The organism is Bradyrhizobium sp. CCBAU 25360 (assembly GCF_028128695.1).
In the GTDB taxonomy this organism is placed as follows: Bacteria; Pseudomonadota; Alphaproteobacteria; order Rhizobiales; family Xanthobacteraceae; genus Bradyrhizobium; species Bradyrhizobium ottawaense.
In genome coordinates, this window is the sequence record NZ_LBJA01000036.1 from 98,009 (window position 1) to 115,309 (window position 17,301).

A 17,301-nucleotide genomic window follows, 5' to 3' on the forward strand; every position below is an offset into this window, starting at 1 on the left:
CGGGAGCCGCCATGGCCGACACATCCTTCGACGTCATCATCATCGGCTCCGGTCCCGGCGGCTATGTCACCGCGATCCGCGCCGCTCAGCTCGGCTTCAAGGTCGCGATCGTCGAGAAGTCGTATCTCGGCGGCATCTGCCTGAACTGGGGGTGCATCCCGACCAAGGCGCTGCTGCGCTCGGCCGAGATCTATCATTACATGCAGCATGCCGGGGATTACGGCCTGTCGGCGGAGAAGGTCTCGTTCGATCCGAAGGCGGTGGTGCAGCGCTCACGCGGCGTCTCCAAGCGGCTCAACGACGGCGTCGGCTTCCTGATGAAGAAGAACAAGGTCAGCGTGATCTGGGGCGCGGCCACGATCGACGCGCCCGGCAAGGTCACGGTGAAGAAGTCCGACGTCGAGGGCCCGAAGGGTGCGCTGGGCGAGGGGACCTATCAGGCCAAGCACATCATCGTCGCGACCGGCGCGCGGCCGCGCGTGCTGCCGGGGCTCGAGCCCGACAAGAAGCTGGTCTGGACCTATTTCGAGGCGATGGTGCCGGAGCGGATGCCGAAGTCGCTGCTGGTCGTCGGCTCCGGCGCGATCGGCATCGAGTTCGCCTCGTTCTTCCACACCATGGGTTCCGAAGTCACCGTCGTCGAGGTGCTGCCGCAGATCCTGCCCGTCGAGGACGCCGAGATCGCGGGGCTCGCCCGCAAGCGCCTGGAGAAGCAGGGCATCAAGATCATGTCCTCGACCAAGGTCACGAAGCTGGAGAAGAAGTCCGACAGCGTCGTCGCCACCATCGACGACGGCAAGGGCAAGCCCGTCACATCAGAGTTCGAGCGCGTGATCTCCGCAGTCGGCGTCGTCGGCAATATCGAGAATCTCGGCCTGGAAAAGCTCGGCGTGAAGACCGACCGCGGCTGCATCGTGATCGACGGCTACGGCAAGACCAACGTCCCCGGCATCTATGCCATCGGCGACGTCGCGGGGCCCCCGATGCTCGCACACAAGGCCGAGCATGAGGGCGTGATCTGCGTCGAGGCGATCAAGGGACTGCATCCGCATCCCATGGACAAGAACATGATCCCGGGCTGCACCTATTGCCAGCCGCAGGTCGCCTCCGTTGGCCTCACCGAAGCCAAGGCGAAAGAGAACGGCCGCGAGATCCGCGTCGGCCGTTTCCCCTTCGTCGGCAACGGCAAGGCGATCGCGCTCGGCGAGGACCAGGGCCTCGTCAAGGTGATCTTCGACAAGAAGACCGGCCAGCTGCTCGGCGCCCACATGGTCGGCGCTGAAGTCACCGAGCTGATCCAGGGCTACGTCGTCGCCATGAATCTGGAGACGACGGAAGAAGAGCTGATGCACACGGTCTTCCCGCATCCCACGCTGTCGGAGATGATGAAGGAAGCCGTGCTGGATGCGTATGGAAAGGTGTTGAATATTTGATGGAACGAGGGCTGCGGCGCAGCGTGCTGCCATCAGTCCCGTCATCCTAAGGTGCGAGTTCGGCGGCGCACCGCGCCGCCGAGTGACCCTCGAAGGATGAACGGCCGAGCTGCAGCAGCCGGGCTCGTTGCCCTTCGAGGCCTCCGCTTCGCTCCGGCGCCTCGGGGTGGCGGGTTTGATAGAGAAATACGAAAACAACAAAAGGGAATGAACCCATGCACGACAACGACAACCTCATCGTCGAACGCCCGACCTTCGTCACCCATCTCGAATGCGCAATGGAGGGCGATCATTACGCCGCCGACCAGGTCCACAATCTCTCCAAGGCCGGCAAACCGCTGCTGGTACGCTACGACCTCGCAGGCGTGAAGAAGGCGCTGACCAAGGACGCGCTCGCGCAACGCCCCGGCGACATGTGGCGCTACCGCGAGCTGCTGCCGGTGCGCAAATGCAAGGACATCGTCTCGCTCGGCGAGGTCACCACGCCCCTGATCCGGCTGCCGAAGCTCGGCAAGAAACTCGGCGGCGGCGAGATCATCGTCAAGGACGAGGGACGGCTGCCGACCGGCTCGTTCAAGGCGCGTGGCCTCGTGATGGCGGTGTCGATGGGCAAGGCGCTCGGCATCAAGCACATGGCGATGCCGACCAACGGCAACGCGGGGGCTGCGCTGGCGGCCTACGCCACCTCCTGCGGCATCAAGACCACAATCTTCTGCCCGGCCGATACGCCGGAGGTGAACGTCAGCGAGATCGAGCTGCAGGGCGCGACCGTCTACCGCGTCAACGGGTATATCGACGATTGCGGCAAGATCGTCGGCGAGGGCAAGGCCAAGGTCGGCTGGTTCGACACCTCGACGCTAAAGGAGCCGTACCGCATTGAAGGCAAGAAGACGATGGGCCTCGAGCTTGCCGAGCAGCTCGGTTGGGACGTGCCCGATGTGATCTTCTATCCGACCGGCGGCGGCACCGGCCTGATCGGCATGTGGAAGGCCTTCGACGAGCTCGAGAAGATCGGCTTCATCGGTTCGAAGCGCCCGCGCATGGTCGCGGTGCAGGCCTCGGGCTGCGCGCCGATGGTGCGGGCCTATGACGCCGGCACCGAGCACGCCACGCGCTGGGAGGACGCCCACACGATCGCCTCGGGCATCCGCGTGCCGCAGGCAATCGGCGACTTTCTCATCTTGCGCGCGGTCCGCGAGAGCAAGGGCTTTGCCATCGCGGTCGACGACGACAAGATCTCGTCGGCGCTGAACGAGGTTGCGCGCGAGGAGGGGCTGCTGCTCTGCCCCGAGGGCGCCGCGACCTATGCCGCCTACAAGGACAGCCTCGCCGATGGCCGCGTCTCGAAGGGTGACCGCGTCATGCTGTTCAATTGCGCGACCGGCCTGAAATATCCGCTGCCGCCGGTGACCCGCACGCTCGATCGCCACGAGCCGATCGATTACACACAGTTCTAGCTTGCTTCTCCTTCGCCCCGCTTGCGGGGAGAGGGTTGGGGTGAGGGGGAGTCTCCGCGGGGGCGGTGACAGCTGAACCTGCGGAGACCCCCCTCACCCGAATTGCTTCGCAATTCGACCTCTCCCCGCAAGCGGGGCGAGGTGAAGAAAAACAAGAACGACATCGCTGGGGAGAAGACAATGACGAAGGCCGTCTGGGCTGCGCTGTTTGCTATTCTCGCTGTGACCGGCGCCGCGCGCGCCGATGACTATCCCTCCCGTCCCATCACCATCATCGTGCCGTTCGCAGCCGGCGGCCCGTCGGATGCGATGGCGCGCGTGCTCGCCGAGCGGATGCGCACTCCGCTCGGCCAGCCCCTCGTGGTCGAGAACGTCACCGGTGCGGGCGGGTCGATCGGCGTCGGCCGCGCCGTGCAATCGCCGCCGGACGGCTACACCATCTCCTTCGGCCATCTCGGCACCCACGTCGCCAACGGCGCCGTCTACAAGCTCAAATACGACCTCGTTGCCGACCTCGAGCCGGTGGTGCTGCTGCCGAGCAATCCGATGATCGTCGTCAGCAAGAACGCGGTGCCGGCGACGTCGCTGAAAGAGCTGATCGAATGGCTGAAGTCACGGCCGTCGCCGCCGACAGCGGGCACCGCCGGCGCCGGCTCCGGCAGCCACATCGCCGGCGTCTATTTCGAGAGCGTCTCCGGCATCAAGCTGCAATACGTGCCGTATCGCGGCACGGCACCCGCGTTGAACGATCTCATCGCCGGCCAGATCGACGTCATCATCGACCAGACCTCCAACTCCATCGCGCAGGTCCGCGCCGGCACCATCCGCGCCTACGCCATCACCGACAGCAAGCGCCTTTCCTCGGCCCCCGAGATTCCGACCGCGGAGGAGGCAGGGCTCAAAGGCTTCAACATGACGCTGTGGTCGGGCATGTGGGTGCCGAAGGGCACGCCAAAGGAGATCGTTGCCAAACTCAATGCTGCGGCCGTGGAGGCGCTGAACGATCCTGCCGTGAGGAAGCAGCTCGAAAGCCAGGGGCTGGAGATGACGCCGAAGGACCAGCTCACGCCCGAAGCGCTCGGCACCCGTCAGAAGGCCGAGATCGCCAAATGGTGGCCGATGATCAAGGCGGCCAACATCAAGGTGGATTGAGCATGCCGCATGGCCGCAGACATGTCGTGGCCGTGGGGACGCGGGGCCGCCGCATCACATCGTGGCGTCACCGGGGTCCGACAATGCGGTCTCCAGGCACTGGATCAGGGCTGGGGTTGAAAACGGCTTGGCGAGAAAGCAGATCGCGCCGGCCCTGAGTGCGCGGTCGCGTACGGCCTCATCCGGAAAAGCCGTCATGAAAATGAAGGGCGTGACGCGCCCGAGGCCGCGCATGTGCGTCAGCAGCTCGACGCCGCTCATGACCGACATCTGCACGTCCGTGATCACGCAGCCGGTCGTCTCCAGTTGGGCGGATTGGAGAAATTCGTGAGCCGAGCCAAAGGTGTGGACCGTATACCCGCGCGACGTCAGGAGGTTGTTCGTCGCAAGACGAACGGAGGGATCATCATCAATGACGGAAATGATCGAAGACACTGGCAATATAATGCTCCTGCACGGGGAGCCGCCGGCTGCGATTCAGCCGCTTGAGGGAAGGTGGGCCACCGGAGCGAGATTGGAAAGCATACTTAGGTTTGCAAATGACCCCTGTTGCGCGGGATTCCGAGCGCGTCGGTCATTCTGACGAGGTCGGCCAACGACTTCGCCGCCATTTTCCGCATGATCTGGCCGCGATAGATCTTCACGGTGATTTCGGCCAATCCAAGCTCGGCAGCGACCTGCTTGTTCATCAGGCCGGATGCAACCAGGGCGAGGACGTCGCGTTCGCGCGCCGTCAGTCCCTCGAAACGGGATCGCACCCCCGAGATCGACTGCTCGGCATCGCGTCGCTTGCGATCACGTTCGATCGCCGCCTGCACGGCATCCAGCATGTCCTGGTCGCGCACCGGCTTGGTCAGAAAATCGACGGCACCGCTTTTCATGGCTCTTACGGTCATGGGAATATCGCCGTGACCGGTGATGAAGATAATGGGCGTGTGAATATTGGCTTTGGCGAGGTCCGCCTGGAGGTCGAGGCCACTCAAGCCCGGCAGGCGGATGTCGAGCACGAGGCAACTGGGGACCGCCGGCGGTTTGGCTTCCATGATCTCCGCCGCCGAGCTGAAGGCTTCGACCTTGAGGCCGACCGATTGAAAGAGATTGGTGAGCGCACGGCGCATCGACGGATCATCATCGACGATCAGGACGATCGGATCACCGGCGCTCGCCTGGGCCTGCTTGGCATGATCAGTCACGACGTGTCCTTGTGTGGCAAGGGCAGGGCGATCTGGAATGTTGCTCCGCTCCCTTCATTTTGAATGGCCGAAAGCCGGCCCGCATGAGCCTCGATGATCGATCGGCAGATCGAGAGTCCCATTCCCAGACCGCCCGATTTCGTCGTGAAGAAGGGGGTGAAGATGCGTTCCTTGACGTCTTTGCCAAGGCCGACACCGCGGTCCGTCACGGTGAGGAGCAGGCGGTCGTCGTCCGTCCGGCTCGAGCGGATCGCCAGCTCGCGCGGGCGGTCGACATTGGCATGCATGGCTTCGATGCCGTTCACCACCAGGTTGATCAGCACCTGCTGAAGCTGGATCCGGTCGCCGCAAATCCTCGGCAGGTCGGACGCCAACTCCATTCGCACCGACACCGCATGGATCGCCAGCTCGCGCCGAACCAGCGCCACTGCCTCCCTGACGACCTGGTTGATGTCGAGTGGAGCCATTTCGATCTCGGTCTTCTTCGCAAGCGCTCTGATCCGGCGGATCACCTCGCTTGCCCGATTGGCATCCTCGACAATCCACTCTGCGGAACGGCGCGCGGCCTTCAGGTCGGCGGGGTCGCGGTCAAGCCAAGCGATGCACGCGTCCGCGTTGGAGATCACCGCGGCGATGGGCTGGGTGATTTCGTGGGCAATCGAGGTGGTCAGTTCCCCGAGCGTCGTGACGCGGGTGACGTGGGCGAGCTCGCCTTGCGCCTTGCGCAGCGCCTCTTCCGCCTGCTCCACGCGGATCGCCGCCGTGACGTCGCTGCTGACGCCGCGATAGCCGAGAAAATTGCCTGTCTCATCATGGAACGGCTTGCCGCTGGTCCGCACGTAGATTGGAGATCCGTTACCATCCCTGCTGCGGTAGATCAGATCGCGGAACGCAACGTGGGCATCGAGCGCCGCGCGATGCTGCTCCCATTTCTCCGGCTCGAACTCGGCGTCGGGCGGAATGTCCCAGCGGGCCAGGCCGATCAGGCCCTTCGGCGCCGCGCTGGAGGTTTCGGCGTGCTCCGATATTCTGGTAATGCGGTGGTCCGGCCCGGTCTCCCAGAACCAGTCCGATGCGGTTTCGGCATAGTCGCGGAAGCGCTGTTCGGATGTCTTGAGCTCATCGAACGCCTTATGCAGGGCATCTTTCGCCGCGAACTGCTCGGTGACGTCCACGTGCGTGCCGATGATTTCCATCACCTCGCCGTCGCGGCCGATCACAGGATGTCCCTCGCTGTGGACGCGTCTGATCGAACCGTCGGGGCGCACAATCCGGAAGTCGATCTGGAAGGGCTGCTTTTGCCTGACAGCTTCACGTTCCACCTCGACAATCCGCCGAAAGTCCTCCGGCAGGATACGTTGCTGAAAAGCCCGGGCCGGGACATCGGTCTGGTCCAGCTCAAATCCGAACAGTCGGTACAGTTCAGCCGACCGGTAGGCGAACTCCTGACGATGAACGTCCCAGGCCCAGCTGCTCGTATGGCTGAGGCGTTGGGCTTCGGCCAAATAGGCTTCGCTGCGACGCAGCCTCTGTTCCGCTTCCTTCGCAATCGTGACATCGGTCACCGCTCCGACGAACTCGATGCGCCCGGACGGGTGCCGCACGGCGCGCGCCACGGAATGGAGATATTTGATCGATCCGTCGGGCATCAGCAGGCGATATTCGTGGTCGAAATCCTCCGCCAGCCGGTAGGCCCGATCAAGGGTGCCGCGGACTATGTCGCGATCTTCCGGATGGATGCGCTGAAAGGCGAAGTTCAGGGTCGGCTTCGTCGCAGGGTCGCATTGGAAGATGCGGAAGGTCTCCCTCGACCAGACCGCCTCGCCGGTGGCGAGGTTCAAGCCGAAGCTGCCGGTGTGGCTCAATTCCTGGGCCTGGGCGAGGTAGGCCTCGCTCTGTCGCAGCGCATCCTCGGCTTCCTTGCGCTGGGTGATGTTCTCGCAAGCGACCAGCAGGATCGGCGTGCCGTCGCCGCGCAGCATCGCCTTGGCGTTTTCGCGGACCCAGAGCACCGACCCGTCCTTCCGGAACTTGCGAATCTCCCAGGTATGCGACTGGTCCACGGTCGTCAGGCACAAAGCGACGCATTGACGAACGAAGTCGTGGTCTTCCTCGAAGAAGACGTTCAGCACGGATTGGCCGATCAGCTCGGCCGTCGAGTAGCCCAATTGTGCGGCGCCAAACGTATTCACGTTGAGCACCGTTCCGGACGGATCGACCATGAAGTACATGACCGGATTGTGCTCGAACACCTCGCGCCATTGCTTCATGGCGTCACGCAGATCGGTGTTCTGCCGCGAGGCGTCAGCGACCGCGGACCGGTCCTTCTCGCCGTTGCCGAATGATCGAAGCGCCGCAAGGCCGCCGAGCAGGAATTGTGCGGCCGAAGTCCCGATTTTCGTGATCTGGCCAGGCATCATCGCAAGCGTCCCGGCGCGCTAGCGTCAAGGCGAGTAGAGCACTTTGCCAGAACAGGGGCAATTGCCCCCGACCAAAGTCGGATTCCCGGCAAAGCTCCCGGTTGCCGTGCAGCTTGCGCGCGTTGCGCCGTCTCGTTGCGCGGGTGGGCCAGGACCGCAAAACTACGGCACAAACCTACGTATAGCTCGCACAACCCTAGTTCTAGCGCGCATTTACCTCCGTACAATTGAGCGATGGGGTGCAGGCGGCCTAGTTTTGCGGTCAATCGAGAGGAGACGATTGCGGAGCACATTCGCTGAAAGGCTCGGGGGTGTTGCCCTCAAAGAGCCAGGCTCCGCATCCGCCCCCTGACTTGCCGGATGAGTTGGCGGTCACGATTGAGAGGCCGCATTTTCCGTGACGACCGTGGCGACCCGAGCTTGCGCACAAGGAAGCCGGGGCCCCTGAGAGGTCAAGAGGAGAGGATGATGTGCGATAGCCCAGAGCATTCCGAGCGCCGTCCCGAGACCAAAGGCTGTGCCGTCTGCACGGCGAAGTTTGGCCTGATCCGATACTATTCCTGGCGGACGCCGCTCTGCTCGAGGAAATGTCTCGACCGGTTCAGGGCGCGCCGCGAGCGCGACCGCCGCTGGTTGTTCCGATATCAGGCGGCCTGAGGACCAGCCGCCGCGCCTGCCACCTCAGGCAATTTCTTCGTCGGGAGGCTGCGTTGAACCGTACCTGCAAGCTCCTGTTGGCGATCGCGCTGCCGCTTCCGCTGGTGACGGGCGTGGAGGCCGGCGAAGCCGGAGGGGATGGGCCACATCGTCACCATCCGCCCCAGGATCAACTGCTGCACGAGAAGTTCTATTCGAGCTGGCACATGCCGGACAATCCGGTTCTGAGCTGCTGCAACAATGCCGATTGCTACCCGACCGAGATTCGCTACGTCGACGGCAGGATCTACGCGCGGCGCCGGGAAGACGGCAAATACATCCTGATCCCGTCCCAGAAGGTCGAGCGCAACAGGGACAATCCCGATGGCCGCAACCATATCTGCGCGCCACCGCCGTCCGCCTCTCTGGTCGACTTGGTCTACTGTTTCGCGTTGGGAGGTGCCACGTGAGATTCATATTGGTGAACGGCAGAACCCCGTTCCGCAAGACGTCGTGCCTTTGGTGCTGCGAGGAGATCGATGGTGGCTATCTGCGGGACGCCAGGACGCTGCTGCGCTACTGCGGCTACGAGTGCTTCGCACTTCATCACGAGGCCGCGCCGTTGATCGAGGGACGTACGCGCGCGGCATCTTGAGCCGTCAGGCTGGCAGGACGCATTCGGCAGGAGAGGACACGGCATTGAGATTCATGCTCGTCAATCAGGAACATCCTTGCCACGGCGTCTGCGGCGCATGCGCGCGGCCGCTGGGTGCGAGTTACGTCCGGCATGTGTCCAAGCAAGAGCGGTATTGCGACTACGGTTGCTACCGTCAGCAGACGGCCATGGACATGCTGTGGCCCCGCAGCCCGTTCGAGGCGTTCGCGGTGCTGACGGCGATCTCGAGCTGGGGCTGGATGATTCAGATGGGCGCGCTGTCGCGCTCATTGGCCGAGGCATATCTGCGCGAGTACGACCTTCTGACCATGGAAGGAGGTGACGGCTAGCTCGATGACGGCCGCGCAGAACAGTCGGCCGCAGTCACCGCGTCCAGCCCGCGCCGCGTCCAGCCCCGGCGGTGGCGAGGCTAGGGCGAGGGGGCTGCGGCCGATCCCGTTGGTGCCGCGCTCACTTCCTGCGTCGTGACGCGCTGGTCGGACTTGCCGGCGATCATGCTGCTGCCCTCGAACCTGGCGCGGTACACCAGCACGTTCTCCATCACGCGCTGGACGTAGTTGCGCGTCTCCGACAGCGGAATGCGCTCGACCCAGTCGACCGGATCGACCTTGGGATCCCTGGGGTCGCCGCGCGCCTGCACCCATTCGCGCACGCGGCCGCGGCCGGCATTGTAGCCGGCAAAGGTCATGATCTGGTTGCCGCGATATTCCGACAGCAGCGCGCTGAGCTCGGCCGCGCCCATTTGCGTGTTGTAGACGGGATCGGAGACCATCTTGTCCCAGTCGTAAGTCAGGCCAAAGCGCTTGGCGGTGTCGCGGCCGGCTTCAGGCGTCACCTGCATCAGCCCGACCGCATTGGCCGGCGACTTGTCGCGCTGGTCGAACGAGCTTTCGGTGCGCGCCACCGAATAGATCACGCTGGTCTCGATCGCGGGCGCGACCTGCTGGTGCTCGGGGATGCCGATGGTCGGAAAAGCGTAATGGTCGAGGGCGAGCCCGCGCGCCAGCGCCGACTTGCCGACCTCCAGCATCACGCGCGCATCGCGGCGCTGTCCGGCGAGTTCGCCGAGGCCCTCGAGGGCCGCCACGTCGGTGCTCTCCCTGGCGAAATCCTCGGCGTAATAGAACACCGTGTCGCGCTCGCCGATGCCGTAGAGCATGTCGGCGGCGCGCACGCGCTCGTCTGCGGGCGGGGTGTCGAGCGCGGCCAGCACGGGCGAGGGCGGTCGCAGCTCGATGCGATCGAGGCCGAGCTTTGCGCGCGCAAGCTGGCCGTAATAGGCGGTCGGATAGCGCGCGGCCGCCCGGTAGCTCATGCGCGCATCGGCCGTCGCCCCCATCGCCTCGGCGGCACGGCCGCGCCAGTAATGGGCGCGCGACAGCGCGATCGGATTGGCCGAGCCTTCGTCGATGGCGGCGAAGTGCACCATCGCCGCCTGGGGATCGCCGAGGAAGCGCAGCGCGATCCAGCCGCACATGAAATGATAATCGACGCGGTAGACTTCCTTCTCGGGCACCGCGGCGGTGCGCACCACGTCATACGCCGTCTTGAACTTGCCCTGGTCCAGCAGCTTGCGCGCGAGCAGGCGACGCTCGCGCCACCAGGCGTCGGTGTCCTGGGCGGCCATGGTGTCGGGCGCGGCGGCCAGGATCACCTCGGCGGCGTCGTCGATGCGGTCCTTCTGGAGGTGCCATTGGGCGCGGCACAGCACATAGCCGAGATCGCGGCGCGCTTCAGTCGGTACGTCCTCGAGATCATCCTTGGCCTTGCTGGCCTTGCCGGTGACGGCGGCGCAGGCCTTGACGATCGCCAGCGCATCCTCGCCGAGCCGTTTTGCCGCGCGCCGCGCACCGGCATAGTCCTTGGCGCCGAGCCGCTTGTCCATGCGGGCGCGATGATCCTCGGAGTTGAGCAGATCGCGGAACGCTTCGTAGGAATCCTCCTCGCTCCGCTCGGACAATTCGTCGGTGCGCCAGGCCTCGCGCACGAGCCGGGTAGCCCTGTCGACGTCGCCTTCAGTGAGCAGCACGCGGGCGAGGGCGAACTTGCCCTTGGCGCTGGTCGGGCGGTCCATGGTGAATTTGTGCACGGTGGCCGCGTCGGCCTTCTCCTGCCACAGCCGCGCCTCGGCGCGGCGGCGGAGCAGGGCGCTGCTCGGCCAATCCGGATTGGCGGCAAGGAAGGCGGCATAACGCTTGAAATTCGCCGTGCTCTCGGAATGGCGCAGCATGAACCAGTCGGCGAGCTTCTGACCGGCGGGATCAGTGATGCGGTCGCGCGCCGCGCTCGCGTCATCCGTCTTGCCCTTGCGCGCGAGGTCGATCGCATCCTTCAGCGCGGCGAGGTCGCCGGTGAGGGGCGGGGCGGCCGGTTTCTCTGATGGCTCGTCGCCGGTCTTCTTCGACTTGCGCTTGGCCTCGGCATGCTTGCCGTGGCGGGACTTGGCCACGGCATGTCGCTGCTTGCCGGCTTTCGCCTCATGCGACTTTTTCGGCGCAGACGATTTGTGGCTGCTCTTCGCCGCCAGCTCGGTGGGGAGGAGGGCCATTGCGGCCACGGCAACGAGAAACGCGAGCGAGCGTAGGCACTGGTTCATCCCATGGTCCCCCTGCGAAACCACTACAAACCAAGGTCCGCGACGACATGCGGCTTGAGAATCAACGACATCGAGAACGATGCCACGGCATCGTTTCGCATTCCTCACGCTGTCGCAACAATGCGGCAAAATACGGATGTGACGAGGGAACTTCCGCTGGGGGGCAGTTCCTTTAACCTTTGTTAACGATCCGGGCTCGCGCGACGACCGGCCATGGTCTGGGCGCCAGGAGGAACCAGATTGCGCGTGTTCCCGCAGCAAGATCCGGTGTATGGAGTTCCCTTGCTTCGTCCCTTTGGCCTTTGTCCCTGCAGCTATGCCGATTTTCAACCAGTCGATCAGGCGCAAGATCGTCGGTATCGCCCTCGGATTGATCGTCCTGATGCTGGTCACCTCGATACTGTCGATGGTGATGTCGAGCCAGGTCGGCGTCCTGCTCGACGAGCTGACCAACCGCTACATCCCGGCCTATGGCGATCTCGCGCGCGTCAACATCCGCTCGCTGGAGCGATCGGTGGCGCTGCGGCGGATGATCATGACGAAGATGCAGGCGTCCTCGGACGAGGAGGCCTATGCGGCGCGCCTTCGCGAGTTCGAGGACGCCGACCGCAAGATCGAGGAGGAGGCCGAGCGCGCGCGCAAGCTGATCAACGCGATCATAGACGACCCTCGCACGCCGTCCGACAACGCCGCGCTGGCACGGATCGAGACCCGCATCGAGACCGCCGTCGGCGAGCTGCGCCGCGATCAGAAGGAGAGCCACGCGAAACTCCTCAACCAGATCGACGCACAGCAGATGGCGGAAGCGCGCATCACGCTCGAGCATATCGACGCGCTGCGCGACCAGTTCAACCAGAAGATCGATGCGATCCGGGCCGACATGCTCAAGCAGGTCTTCGCCAGCACGTCGCAGGTGATCGGCCATCAGCACCAAGCGATCATCGTCTCTGGCATCGTGACGTTGCTCGCGGCGATCGTCGGCTTTGCCTTTGCGCTCCTGGTGTCCAGCGGCATCACGCGCCCGGTGCGGCTGCTGCTCGCCGGCACCCGCGAGGTCGAGGCCGGCCGCTTCGACAAGACCATCACCGTCTCCACGCAGGACGAGATCGGCGAGCTCGCCGCGGCTTTCAACCGCATGACCGAGCAGCTCAGGCACAACGAGCGCATCCGCGAGACCTTTGGCCGCTACATCGATCCCAAGGTGGTGCAGGGGCTGATCGACCGGCCCGAGGTCGCGATCGACGGCGAGCGCCGGGTCATGACCATCATGTTCTGCGACATGAGCGGCTTCACCTCGATGAGCGAGGGCATGACCCCGCGCGGCCTCGTCAGGGTGATGAACCACTATTTCACGGTGATGTCCGGACCGATCAGGGGTAATCGCGGCATCATCGACAAATATATCGGCGACGCCATCATGTCCTATTGGGGCCCGCCCTTCATCGAGGAGGACGAGCAGGCGCTCCTGGCCGGCATCGCCGCAACCGAGATGGTCGACCAGGTGCCCGCGCTGCAGAAGCAGCTGCCCGACCTGCTCGGCATCCGCGCCATGCCGGCGCCGTGTGACCTGCGGATCGGCATCGCCACCGGCGAGGTCCTGACCGGCAGCATCGGCTCCGAGCTGATGATGAGCTTCACCGTGATGGGCGACGCCGTGAACCTGGCCTCGCGGCTGGAGGCCGTCAACAAGGTCTACGGAACCCGCATCCTGATCTCGCAGGCAACTGCCGACGCGATCGGAGCGCGGCTCGAATTGCGCGAGATCGATCGTCTGGCGGTCGCGGGCCAGAGCGCGCCGCAGCCGATCTTCGAGGTGATGGCGCGGGCGGGCGCACTCACCGGCGCGCAGGACAGCCTGCGCACGCATTATGCCGAAGCGCTCGCCGCCTATCGGGCCCGCCGCTTCGACGAGGCCCGCGCCGCCTTCAACGCCGCGCTCGAAGCCGTCCCCGGCGACGGCCCCTCGCGCACGATGCTCGGCCGCATCGCGCAGTTCGAGGCCAAGCCGCCGGAAGAGGGGTGGGACGGCGCCTGGCGGCTGGAGCAGAAATAGCCGTTTTTGTTGCGCCAGCTCGCCCTGTCCGGAAAAAACGTTTCTACTCGATAACGATGTTCGCCGTGACCTATTTCCCGGGCTTAGGTTGGATGTCCTTGAGGCGTTTGACGGGGACACGCCGATGACGGAACTTCAGGACAGGCTGGAACGGTTCGAGACGCTCACCGCCGAATGCGAGCTGATCGCCAAGCTCGCCACCGACAGCACCAAGCGCGAGTTCTATCTGAAACTCTCGGAGCAATACCGTCAGCTGGCGGTGGACATGCGGCAGGCGATCGCGACCAAGGCTGCTGCCTGACGCCGGCTGCAATCCGTTCTTAAGGTTTGGCGCGCATCCTTGACCTCGCGAGCGATCGCTCGTGGTGGAAAGGCCGGGGTTCGCTGCAATGCAGCGCACCTCGCGAGTGTCATTTGCCATGCTTGACAGGGCAATCACATGCGCCTCGTTGCCGTGATCATATTCGCGCTCATGACGGCGGCCTGCGACCAGGAGCAGGACATCACCGGCTCGACGCCGACCTGCCCGATGCGGAACTACAGCTACAATCCCCGCGACATGAACCAGTGCGTCAATGCCTGCAAATCGTGCGATCGCGGCACCACGGTCACCTGCACGACCTCCTGCACCCTCAAGGGCGCGCGCTGAGCGCACCGCCTTCTGCCTTGTAGGGATGCAACCCGTGGAATGGGCGGTGCCTGGGCACCGGAACGATCCACATGGGTCAATCATTGAAGCAAGTGGGCAGGACGCGGAGTCCGATGGAAATGGGTATGCTCGATCCCGGCCGGTTTCTGGTGTCGTGCTCGCATTGCGATGCCTGGCCGATGGCAGCCAACGTGAAGCGGTCGAGTTGGACGGCGTCTCCACACGAGGTGCGCTTTGTCTGCACGCGCTGCCGGCGCGAGGAGACCGCGATCGTCTCGGCCTCCGGCGAATTGACCCCGATCAAGCGCGTCGATGTTCCGCCGCGCGACGTCGCTGCCGCCTGGGCCCAGGCGCAACGGGTGCGAGGGCGGACCTGAGCGGCCGGCACCCAACGGTCGATTGACTCCCGGGGCGAACGGCTCGTAAATGATCGGCGACGGTTCTCCTCATGGAGATCAAAAGGGAATGTGGTGCGGGATTGTCCCAACGCAGGGATTTGTCTCAACGCCACGGCTGCCCCCGCAACTGTAAGCGGTGAATCTTTCGTCTCATGCCACTGGGAATCTCGGTCCTGGGAAGGCGACGCAAGGTCACGACCCGCGAGCCAGGAGACCTGCCGTCAGCCGTGGTCACACGCGAAGATGTCGGTCGGGGAGTACAGACATTGGCTTCACCGGAGCAATCCATCGCTCTGCCGTGAAACCTCGTTCGCTGTGACGTGCCACTGACGTCATACCGAGGTTACCATTGTGTCCCGTCTTGTCCCTGCTGCCAGGCGCCTCAGCGTCGGCCTGCTCGCATCCGTTTCCTTCCCTTCGCTCGATCTGTCCTCCGCCTTCGCCCAGCAGGCGCTTGCCGAGCAATTGCCGCCGATCGAGGTGACCAGGTCCGACGATCAGAACCGAACGCGCGCCAGGGCGATCGGCGATGGCGAGGCGGGGGTGAGGACGAATGTCGCGCCGGCAGGCAATGGCGCCGGCTCATCCGGCTCCGGCGGTGAGGCTGCCGCCGGCAGCGGCGGCATCGTCGGGGCCGCGACGACCGTCATCACGGCAGCCGATATCGCGCATTCGCCATCGCAGACGCTCGCCGAGATCATTGCGACGCAAACGCCGGGGGCCCAGATCACGACGTTCTATGGCGGCCAGATCGGCGCCAAGACCAGCGTGGACCTGCGTGGCTTCGGCGCCTTTGCCACTGCCAACACGCTGGTGCTGGTCAACGGCCGGCGGCTGAACGACGTCGACATGGCGCAGGTGGACCTCTCCACCATCCCGCTCAATTCCATCGAGCGCATCGAGGTGACGCGCGGCAATTCCGGCGCGGTGCTCTACGGCGACAACGCGGTCGGCGGTGTGATCAACATCGTCACCAGGAACGGCGTCGGCGGACCGCCCGTGACCGCGCGCATCGAGGCCGGCTTCGGCTCGTTCAACACCAGACTCGGCAACGTTTCGACCTCGCTCAATTCCGGTCCGTGGTCGACCTCGTTCTATGGCAACACGGTCAGGACCGATGGCTATCGCGACAACAATCGTTATTCGCAGCAGAACGGCGTCGGCAATCTCAACTACACCACGCCAGGCCTGACGGCCTTTCTCACCGTCACCGGCGACAATCAGGAGTTGCGACTGCCGGGCGGCCGCACCGTCGATCCCTCGATCGGCCTCAATGAGGTCGCGACCAACCGAAGGGGGACCAGCACGCCGTTCAACTATGCCAACCAGCAGGGTATTGGCGCGACCGCCGGGTTCACCAAGACCCTGGTCAACGGCGTCGATCTCATCGTCGACGGCGGCGTGCGCGACAAGAAGCAGCAGAGTGCGTTCTTTTCCAGCCCGACGCCGGTTCCGGCTTTCTTCTCGTCGACCTATGTCGGTTCCCATCTGACGACATGGTCGATCACGCCGCGGCTCAGCGTGAAGAGCCTGCTGCTCGGCATGCCGTCGCAGCTTCTGACCGGCATCGACTATTACGATGCGAGCTTTGAGCAGAACCGCGGCGCCGGGCAGGGGCTCGCCCCCTGGCACAATTACGACCTCAGGCAGCAGACGGTTGCGGGTTATTTCCAGCACACATTGGGAATCGCCCCCACGACAGACATCTCCTACGGCGCGCGGTTGCAGAACGTCAGTCTTGCGGCACGCGACAATTTCGACCCGGCAGCTCCGTTCAACGCCGACATCGGCGCGTTGCCGCTGACGAGCAACGAGACCCAATATGCGCTGCATCTCGGCGCCGAGCATCGCCTGAACGACCAGGTCTCGCTGTTCGGCCGCGTAGCGCGCGCGTTCCGCACGCCTGATGTCGACGAGCGCCTGTCCTCAGGGCCTTCGTTCGATCCCTTGACCTTCGCTGCGATCCCGCAAACGTTCCAGCTCAAGACCCAGACCTCGCAGGACATCGAGGGCGGTGTTCGCATCAAGGGCGGCGGGTTGCAGCTGCAGAGCAGTCTCTATCTGATGGATCTCACCAACGAGGTCCATTTCAATCCGGTCCTGTTCTACAACACAAATCTTGATCCGACCCGCCGCTACGGCTCTGAGACCAGTCTGTCCTATCGCGTCAACGACGCCCTGCTGCTGCGCTCCGGCGTGGCCTATACAAGTGCGGTCTTCCGCGAAGGTATCTGGGCCGGCAACGACGTGCCGCTGGTCTCGCGCTACACGGCGAGTGCGGGTGTCACCTGGAACATCTGGCAGAATTACGTGGTGCTCGATGCCACCGCGCGCTTCTGGAGCGAGCGTCGCATGGACAACGACCAGGCGGGCACCCAGAAGCCGATCCCCGCCAACGGCACGATCGATCTCAAGCTCAGCGGCCAGGTTGAGCGCTACTTCTGGTCCCTCAGCGTCAACAATGTGCTGAACGCGCTCTACTACGACTACGCCATCGCGAGCACCTTCACGGACGGCCGCTTCAGCGCCTATCCGCTGCCCGGCCGCACCTATCTGCTCAAGGCCGGCGCAACGTTCTGATTTTCGCCAGGGCCGTCACACGCCCTCAAACGGACTAGAATTCGAAGAGAAGGAGATT

15 protein-coding genes and 1 riboswitch are annotated in these 17,301 nt (G+C 64.4%); of the genes, 11 read left to right on the forward strand and 4 right to left on the reverse strand.

The annotated features are described in order from the left end of the window. Nucleotides 1-11: 11 nt before the first annotated feature. The 3 genes from lpdA (at nt 12) to XH81_RS13400 (ending at nt 4,042) form a co-directional block, all read left to right on the forward strand. Nucleotides 12-1,433, forward strand: coding sequence for a dihydrolipoyl dehydrogenase (gene lpdA / locus XH81_RS13390; RefSeq protein WP_028141602.1), 1,422 nt, complete (start codon nt 12-14; stop codon nt 1,431-1,433). Nucleotides 1,434-1,648: 215 nt separating this feature from the next. Continuing rightward, nucleotides 1,649-2,890, forward strand: coding sequence for a threonine synthase (locus XH81_RS13395; protein ID WP_028141603.1), 1,242 nt, complete (start codon nt 1,649-1,651; stop codon nt 2,888-2,890). A gap of 180 nt (nt 2,891-3,070) precedes the next feature. Next, complete coding sequence (locus XH81_RS13400; RefSeq protein WP_028141604.1) at nt 3,071-4,042, forward strand: tripartite tricarboxylate transporter substrate binding protein BugD; 972 nt, start codon at nt 3,071-3,073, stop codon at nt 4,040-4,042. A gap of 54 nt (nt 4,043-4,096) precedes the next feature. On the opposite strand, the gene XH81_RS13405 is transcribed toward XH81_RS13400, so the two are convergent. From XH81_RS13405 to XH81_RS13415, 3 genes are all read right to left on the reverse strand, one after another. Continuing rightward, nucleotides 4,097-4,477, reverse strand: a complete 381-nt coding sequence (locus XH81_RS13405; RefSeq protein ID WP_085968097.1) for a response regulator transcription factor — start codon at nt 4,475-4,477, stop codon at nt 4,097-4,099. Between the two features lie 92 nt (nt 4,478-4,569). Beyond that, nucleotides 4,570-5,235, reverse strand: coding sequence for a response regulator transcription factor (locus tag XH81_RS13410; protein ID WP_028141606.1), 666 nt, complete (start codon nt 5,233-5,235; stop codon nt 4,570-4,572). Beyond that, nucleotides 5,232-7,655: a PAS domain S-box protein gene (locus XH81_RS13415; protein WP_028141607.1), complete on the reverse strand. Its 2,424-nt coding sequence runs from the start codon at nt 7,653-7,655 to the stop codon at nt 5,232-5,234. Before XH81_RS13415 ends, XH81_RS13410 begins: the two co-directional genes overlap by 4 nt. Nucleotides 7,656-8,365: 710 nt before the next feature. Here XH81_RS13415 and XH81_RS13420 point away from each other — a divergent pair. The 3 genes from XH81_RS13420 to XH81_RS13430 are packed head-to-tail and all read left to right on the forward strand — an operon-like array spanning nt 8,366 to nt 9,296. Further along, complete coding sequence (locus tag XH81_RS13420; protein ID WP_028141608.1) at nt 8,366-8,761, forward strand: hypothetical protein; 396 nt, start codon at nt 8,366-8,368, stop codon at nt 8,759-8,761. Continuing rightward, entirely contained in the window at nt 8,758-8,946 is a 189-nt protein-coding gene (locus XH81_RS13425; protein ID WP_049801976.1) for a hypothetical protein, read from the forward strand. Before XH81_RS13420 ends, XH81_RS13425 begins: the two co-directional genes overlap by 4 nt. Nucleotides 8,947-8,999: 53 nt before the next feature. After that, complete coding sequence (locus tag XH81_RS13430; protein WP_244439222.1) at nt 9,000-9,296, forward strand: hypothetical protein; 297 nt, start codon at nt 9,000-9,002, stop codon at nt 9,294-9,296. 80 nt (nt 9,297-9,376) lie between these two features. Here the strand turns inward: XH81_RS13430 and XH81_RS13435 are convergent, their stop codons facing one another. After that, entirely contained in the window at nt 9,377-11,563 is a 2,187-nt protein-coding gene (locus tag XH81_RS13435) for a transglycosylase SLT domain-containing protein (protein WP_028141609.1), read from the reverse strand. Nucleotides 11,564-11,879: 316 nt separating this feature from the next. On the opposite strand from XH81_RS13435, the gene XH81_RS13440 reads away from it, so the two are divergent. The 5 genes from XH81_RS13440 to XH81_RS13460 all read left to right on the forward strand — a co-directional run bounded on the left by XH81_RS13440 (nt 11,880) and on the right by XH81_RS13460 (nt 17,243). Next, nucleotides 11,880-13,616 (forward strand): adenylate/guanylate cyclase domain-containing protein, encoded by a 1,737-nt coding sequence (locus XH81_RS13440; RefSeq protein ID WP_028141610.1) that lies wholly within the window; start codon nt 11,880-11,882, stop codon nt 13,614-13,616. Nucleotides 13,617-13,740: 124 nt separating this feature from the next. After that, nucleotides 13,741-13,917, forward strand: a complete 177-nt coding sequence (locus tag XH81_RS13445; RefSeq protein WP_018320305.1) for a hypothetical protein — start codon at nt 13,741-13,743, stop codon at nt 13,915-13,917. 138 nt (nt 13,918-14,055) lie between these two features. Then, nucleotides 14,056-14,265, forward strand: a complete 210-nt coding sequence (locus tag XH81_RS13450; protein WP_028141611.1) for a hypothetical protein — start codon at nt 14,056-14,058, stop codon at nt 14,263-14,265. 113 nt (nt 14,266-14,378) lie between these two features. Beyond that, complete coding sequence (locus XH81_RS13455) at nt 14,379-14,642, forward strand: hypothetical protein (RefSeq protein WP_240536374.1); 264 nt, start codon at nt 14,379-14,381, stop codon at nt 14,640-14,642. 43 nt (nt 14,643-14,685) lie between these two features. Beyond that, nucleotides 14,686-14,900, forward strand: a riboswitch (cobalamin riboswitch). Between the two features lie 114 nt (nt 14,901-15,014). Further along, nucleotides 15,015-17,243 (forward strand): TonB-dependent receptor, encoded by a 2,229-nt coding sequence (locus tag XH81_RS13460; protein WP_097668907.1) that lies wholly within the window; start codon nt 15,015-15,017, stop codon nt 17,241-17,243. The last annotated feature ends 58 nt before the right edge of the window (nt 17,244-17,301 follow it).